At 36.2% G+C, this 1,338-nt stretch carries 2 protein-coding genes; both read left to right on the top strand.

The annotated features are described in order from the left end of the window. A partial coding sequence (locus F6K51_RS37450; protein WP_293031289.1) for an ATP-binding protein occupies nt 1–650 on the top strand: 650 nt, incomplete at its 5' end. A 498-nt stretch (nt 651–1,148) separates the two neighbouring features. Further along, nucleotides 1,149–1,338: hypothetical protein (locus tag F6K51_RS37445; RefSeq protein WP_293031286.1), on the top strand; the 190-nt coding region annotated here is incomplete at its 3' end.

Raw genomic sequence — 1,338 nt, 5'->3', positions numbered from 1 at the left:
GCGGCTCTAATCTGCTCAGCCTGATCAATGAGAGTTTAGACCTCTGTACAATTGAAGCTAATAAATTAGAACTCAATTCCCAAACGGTTGATTTTGGTACCTTCTTGAAGGACATCGTGGAAATTTGTCAGGTGAAAGCAGAACAAAAGGGTATTTCCTATAGTTACCAAGCGACTTCTCGACTACCTACAGCAATTAATGTTGACGAAAAACGCTTGAAACAAGTGTTTATAAACTTACTCGACAATGGCATTAAATTTACTGAAACAGGGGGAGTAGCATTTACGGTTAGTGTGCTGGGTTCAAGGAACAATGCTAAAGATAAAACCACAAATAAACTCCAACAAATTACCACTATTCGGTTTGAAGTAAAAGACACCGGTATTGGGATGAATAGGGAGCAATTATCTAAACTATTTTTGCCATTTGAAAAGCTAGAAAATACCTCTGGTTTTGTGGAAGGCACTGGACTCGGTTTAGCAATTACCCATAAACTCGTCAAGATCATGGGTGGCGAGATTCATGTCGAGAGTAACCCAGGCCAAGGTAGTATTTTTACTATAGATTTAGACGTACAAACTTATCCCAATTCCTATGAAATAAATTTCAACAACAATAAAAATCAGCAAAAAATAGTTAATTTTAAATAAAAAAATAATATTAATAATAAAACATCAGTTAAAACAACAGAAATTGTTAGTCCTCCACCATAAAAACTAGTCTACCTTTACGATCTGGCTATGTCAGGCTTAATCAATGACCTTTTAGAGGAAGTCGATGAACTAGATCAGATGATATATTTATACCATTTTACCAAACTATCCGTCAATTATCATAAAAATTTCAAATCAAAAAAATTCGAGAGTTCATCAAACAATACCTGTAACATAATTAGATCAACCTGGTGGAGAACACTAGAAATGCCAAAGGAAGAAAGCAAGGGGAATTGATAAGAGACTGAAACTGTTACTTGGGTGAGACTGGTTGGGAATTCTATAATATAACTATTGTATTTACCACCTTATTTACAACTGTATCTACAAACCCTGTATGTACAACCCCACACTTATAAAATAAATCGCAATAGTTTTTTTTAGTACTAAAAAACAATGGCTGCATCTCCCTTGAGGAGGATATGGAGAAATAATATGACTAAATTAAAAACAGACTCAACCACCGCATCTTCATTGTTAAAGACGGTTTCAAGCAACTCATCCCAACCTTTGACAGGTCCCCTTGCCTGGTTCAGAAAGCAGCTAAATCGCCTTAATATCACTCAAAAGATTGCCTATGGGTATGGTATTGCCCTTGGGATCGCTGTCCTGGGAAAACCCGTTG

It is taken from the genome of Moorena sp. SIO3I8 (genome assembly GCF_010692325.1).
Classification (GTDB): domain Bacteria; phylum Cyanobacteriota; class Cyanobacteriia; order Cyanobacteriales; family Coleofasciculaceae; genus Moorena.
This window is presented reverse-complemented; position numbering and strand designations above follow the sequence as displayed.